5 protein-coding genes and 1 pseudogene are annotated in these 4,588 nt (G+C 69.1%); all 6 read right to left on the bottom strand.

The window, feature by feature from the left end:
* A pseudogene (locus DD1DGNOD_RS07670) lies at positions 1–178 on the bottom strand (ATP-binding protein); the annotation flags it as partial.
* 311 nt (positions 179–489) lie between these two features.
* The gene (locus tag DD1DGNOD_RS07665) at positions 490–876 is read right to left on the bottom strand and encodes a type II toxin-antitoxin system PemK/MazF family toxin (protein WP_241255536.1); all 387 of its coding nucleotides are present in this window, start codon (positions 874–876) and stop codon (positions 490–492) included.
* Entirely contained in the window at positions 837–1,076 is a 240-nt protein-coding gene (locus tag DD1DGNOD_RS07660; protein ID WP_241255535.1) for a hypothetical protein, read from the bottom strand. Before DD1DGNOD_RS07660 ends, DD1DGNOD_RS07665 begins: the two co-directional genes overlap by 40 nt.
* Positions 1,077–1,372: 296 nt before the next feature.
* Positions 1,373–2,089: an ABC transporter ATP-binding protein gene (locus DD1DGNOD_RS07655; protein WP_131769760.1), complete on the bottom strand. Its 717-nt coding sequence runs from the start codon at positions 2,087–2,089 to the stop codon at positions 1,373–1,375.
* Positions 2,089–3,033 carry an ABC transporter ATP-binding protein gene (locus DD1DGNOD_RS07650; RefSeq protein ID WP_131765863.1) on the bottom strand — a complete coding sequence of 315 codons (945 nt, stop codon included), beginning with the start codon at positions 3,031–3,033 and terminating at the stop codon, positions 2,089–2,091. Before DD1DGNOD_RS07650 ends, DD1DGNOD_RS07655 begins: the two co-directional genes overlap by 1 nt.
* Positions 3,034–3,094: 61 nt before the next feature.
* On the bottom strand, positions 3,095–4,399 hold the full coding sequence (locus DD1DGNOD_RS07645) for a branched-chain amino acid ABC transporter permease (RefSeq protein ID WP_131765862.1): 1,305 nt from the start codon (positions 4,397–4,399) through the stop codon (positions 3,095–3,097).
* Positions 4,400–4,588: the final 189 nt, after the last annotated feature.

Below are 4,588 nucleotides of genomic sequence, written 5' to 3'. Positions count from 1 at the left end.
CATACCGGCCGGCGGCGGTCAGCTCCCGCGCCAGCGCCCGCAACGCCGTCGTCTTCCCCGTCTGCCGGGGCGCGTGCACCACGAAGTAGCCCAGCTGCTCGACCAGCCCGGGTGCCTCCGGCAGCCGCGACAGCGCCGGAACCATGTAGTGGTACTCCGGCAGGCAGGGACCCGCCATGTTGAACCGCCGCACCGGTCACCACCCTCCACGGCCCCGGGGCACGGACCGTCCAACGTCACTCTACGAACCGCCCGACGCCCCACCACCTACCCGAGACGACCGGACCACAGCCGGACTCGATCCACCACGCCAGGCCCACAGCTGGGGACGGCGGCAAACGAACGCACCGTTCGAGCCGACCCGAGCATGACCGCCCACACCACCGCGGCCCACCGCCGCACCTGCGAAGGCATGCTCAGCACCCTGTAGCGCTGGTGACCCGCGACCAGGTACGGGGCATGTACCGGGATGCCACCTGCATCCCATATCTATTCATCGATCATCATCCGGATGAAACGCCGCACCTGGGCGAGGTCGGTGTCGGTGAGTCGACCGAGCGGCCCCCGTGCCGCGAATCTGCGCTCGGACACGGAACGCACATCCTCTGTACGCACCCACGTCGGCCGGTCCAAACCCGCAGCCCGCCAATCGATGGCTACGTGGTGCGGTAATTCCCGATCGACCGACGTGCACGGTGTAACGAGGGCCATCTCGATTGGGAACGAACAATGCAGGGCAGAACCCACAACGACGGCGGGACGCCTCCCCGCCTGCTCGGAGCCGATGGGAACGCCCAGGTCGACGAGCCAGACCTGACCGGGCCGGACAAGACGACTCACGAGCCCTCGCCGGTATCGGCCGTCACACCGTCCCATTCGTCAAGTTCGGCGACGTAGGCGGACCAACCGTCCGCATCATCGCGAAGCCGCGCGTATGCAGCCGAGATCTGCCGACGGAGCCGAGCCTCCTCGTGCTCGGCAACGAGCCGCGCAACAGCCTCGGAGAGCGTGACCCCGTAGAAGTCATCGGCGGCAACCCTCGCAAGAGAATCCCGCACCTCAGTCTGGATCTTCATCGTCGTCACGGACATAACATCAGTATACCTAGGCGGATACCACGGGTAGATCTCAGCCTCACGCCAGCAGTGTCCGCACCCAGCACCGGCCATCGCTGCACACCGGCCGTCCACAGAACCGTGATCTCAACCGCCCGCTGGGACGGCACTCCGGCGATCCGGCGCTGCACGGATTCCTGGATCATGAGGCAGCGGAAGCCGTCACGGTGCGCGTCCATAATGTAGGGATGTTGGTCGGGTCTCCTGGCAGGGGTCGTGCGGACGTGACCCGTCAATAGCGACGGAGGAAGAAAGGGCTATCCGGTGGAGACGTCCTCGCCGAGATATGCCTGCCGGACACGGTCGTCGGCGAGCAGGTCGGCGCCGCTGCCGGCGAGGACAACCCGGCCGTTCTCCAGGACGCAGCCACGATTCGCGATCCTGAGGGCCTGTGCCGCGTTCTGTTCCACCAGCAGCACGGCCACGCCGACCTTGTTGATCTCGACGATCACTTCGAAGATGGTCTGGATGATCCGGGGGGCCAGCCCCATCGACGGCTCGTCGAGCAACATCAGCCGGGGCCGGCTCATCAACGCCCTGCCGATAGCCAGCATCTGCTGCTCCCCGCCGGAAAGGGTGCCACCCACCTGGGACGCCCGCTCGGCCAGCCGGGGAAACAGGGTGAAGACCCGTTCGATGTCCTCCCGCACATGCCGCCGGTCGTGGTAGGCGCCCATCAGCAGGTTCTCCCGGACGGTCATGGCGGCGAACACCCGCCGCCCCTCGGGGACATGGCTGACCCCCTGCCCGACCAGGGTGTGCGCCGGTATGGACGACAGCGGCCGTCCGTCGAGGTAGATCTCCCCGCTCCGGGGGCGGAGCAGCCCGGAGATCGACCGCAGGGTGGTCGTCTTCCCGGCGCCGTTCGCCCCGAGCAACGTCACGATCTCCCCTTCGGCAACCTCCAGCCGGACGCCGCGCAACGCCGGTACGGCGCCATAGCTGACCTCGATGTCGGCGAGCTCCAGCAACATCACCGCACCTCCCTGTCGGTCCCGCCGGACGTGTCCGCACTCCGCACTCCGCCGTCCGCGGTCCGCACGCCACTGCCGTGGGCGGTCCGCGGTCCGCCGGCCTCCACACCGCCGCCGGTCTCCACTCCGAGGTACGCCTCGACCACCGCCGGGTCGTGCTGGACTTCGGCCGGGGTGCCGTGAGCGATGACGCGGCCGAAGTTCAGCACCACCACCGAGGTGGCGATGGACATCACCAGCCGCATGTCATGCTCGATCAGCAGAATCGAGACCCCACCCCCGGCGATCCGCCGGATCAGCGCCTCGAGACTGCGCTTCTCGGCGGGGTTCGTCCCGGCTGCGGGCTCATCCAGGAGAAGAAGCCGCGGGTCGGTGCCCAGCGCCCTGGCGATCTCCAGCCGGCGCTGTTCGCCGTGGGGCAGCGACGAGGCCAGGTCGTGCGCGCGGTGGGACAGGCCGACCAGATCGAGGAGTTCGAACGCCCGACTGACTCCGGCCCGTTCCTGCCGCCGTGCGCCGGGCAGCCCGAGGATCGCACCGAACGGTCCGTACCGCTGCCGGACCTCGGTACCGATCTGCACGTTCTCCAGCGCCGACAGGGCGGGGAAGAGCCTGATGTTCTGGAAGGTCCGGGCGATTCCGAGGTGGGTGATGGCATGCGGGCTGCGGCCGACGATCTCCGCCGGCCGGCGGGACGTCCGCCAGAACGTCACCGACCCCTGCTGCGGCCGGTACGCGCCAGTGAAGCAGTTGAACAGGGAGGTCTTACCGGCTCCGTTCGGCCCGATCACGGCCAGGATCTCGCCCCGGCGCTGTTGCAACGAGACCCCGTCGAGGCTGGTGACCCCGCCGAACCGCAACATCAGGTCACGGGCCTCAAGTACCAGGTCGGACGGCGGACTGCCCGGCGTGCCGGCCGGTCCGGTCGCGGCGACGGCAGTCATGCGGCGACGGCGCCAGGGTGCACAGCGTCGCCGGGGTGCACAGCGTCGCCAAGGTGCACGGTCATGTGACGGTCCTTCCGAGCGGGGCTGCGCCGAGCGAGTCCGACGCGCCGGCGCCGGCCCCGGCGAGCTCGATCTCCCGGCGTCTGCGGCGGGATGGCACCAGGCCCTGCGGACGGAAGATCATCATTGCGATGATCACAGCACCGAAGTAGATGTACCGATCCGTCGGCGGAACCTTGTCGCGCAGGTAGAAGGCCAGCCCCTGCAGGACGACGGCACCCGTCACCGCACCCAGCCGCGAGCCCATCCCACCGAAAATGACCACCGCCACCACGAGGAACGACGACTGCAGGCTGAAGCTCTGCGGGTTGAAGAACTGCTTGGTGGCGAGCAGGACGCCGGCGAACCCGGAGACCGACGCCCCGATCGCGAAGGCGAGCAGCTTCATCCGCAGGGTCGGCACCCCGGTGGCCTCCGCGGCGATCTCGTCCTCCCGGATCGCAGCCCAGGCCCGGCCGATGCGGGATCGTTCCAGCCGTCCGAAGGCAATCATGACGAGGACCACGATCCCGAGCAGCAGGTAGTAGTACGGGAGCGGATCGATTCCCCACTGGTAGTGGATCCCGGGCAGGTCGACCGACAGGTGCGGCACCCCGAACACCCCACGCGGGCCGTTCGTGATCTCGTCCGAGTTGTTCGCGATCAACTGGATGATCTCCCCGAAACCCAGCGTCACGATCGCCAGGTAGTCACCCCGCAGCCGCAGCGTCGGCGCACCGAGGATCACACCGGCGAGCGCCGCGAGGACGAGCGCGATCGGGAGGACGAAGAACGGGTTGAGAATGAACGGTGCATGCCACGGCATCGCCGACGACGAGCTGAAGTAGGCGGCCACATAGGCGCCGATCGCGAAGAACGCGATGTAGCCGAGGTCCAGCAGGCCCGCATAGCCGACCACGACGTTCAGCCCGAGCGCGAGCAGCGCGTAGATGCCGATGTCGTTCACCATCGACTGCTGCGCCGCCGTCGAGACGAGCATCGGCGCCACGATCGCGATGGCGAGCAGGACCACGTTGAGGCCGACGTTGCCGTAGCGCCGCTCGAACGTGGCCCTCACGGGCCGGCGTGCCCGCGCCGTCACCGTCACCCGGCCGAGCACCGGTCGCAGCTCCGTCGCGGCGACCAGCACCACCCACAATCCGACCGCCAGGCCGAGGAATACCCCGATGCGCGGGTCGATCACCGACTGCCGCAGCGCACGGAACGGGTGAGCGGAGTCGCCGCTGGGCCCGGTCACCAGCGCGGCGACGACACCGAGTGTGAGGCACACCCCGAGCTGCCGCAGCCGCGCCGGAGTGATCACGCCGGTGACCCCACGGGAGGTCCGCGTCGGCGCTGTGAGGACGGACGGGCTCGGGCTCGGCCCGGCCGCCTGTTGGAAAGCGGTCTTCGGCTGCCTCCACGGTGCCGGCTGCGCCGGCGGATTCGATGACGGCTCGGACAGCTCCGGCTGCGGCGGCCCCGGCTGCGTCGGCCCCGGCTGCGGCGGCCC

Source organism: Candidatus Protofrankia californiensis (assembly GCF_900634765.1).
In the GTDB taxonomy this organism is placed as follows: domain Bacteria; phylum Actinomycetota; class Actinomycetes; order Frankiales; family Frankiaceae; genus Protofrankia; species Protofrankia californiensis.
The sequence above is the reverse complement of the archived record's forward strand: the minus strand, read 5'-3'. Positions and strand labels throughout refer to the sequence as shown.

Excerpts from the sequence above, each read along its gene's own strand:
- DD1DGNOD_RS07665 (WP_241255536.1), bottom strand. The coding sequence starts at position 876 with ATGGGACGGTGTGACGGCCGATACCGGCGAGGGCTCGTGAGTCGTCTT.
- DD1DGNOD_RS07650 (WP_131765863.1), bottom strand. The coding sequence starts at position 3,033 with ATGACTGCCGTCGCCGCGACCGGACCGGCCGGCACGCCGGGCAGTCCG.
- DD1DGNOD_RS07660 (WP_241255535.1), bottom strand. The coding sequence starts at position 1,076 with ATGAAGATCCAGACTGAGGTGCGGGATTCTCTTGCGAGGGTTGCCGCC.
- DD1DGNOD_RS07655 (WP_131769760.1), bottom strand. The coding sequence starts at position 2,089 with ATGTTGCTGGAGCTCGCCGACATCGAGGTCAGCTATGGCGCCGTACCG.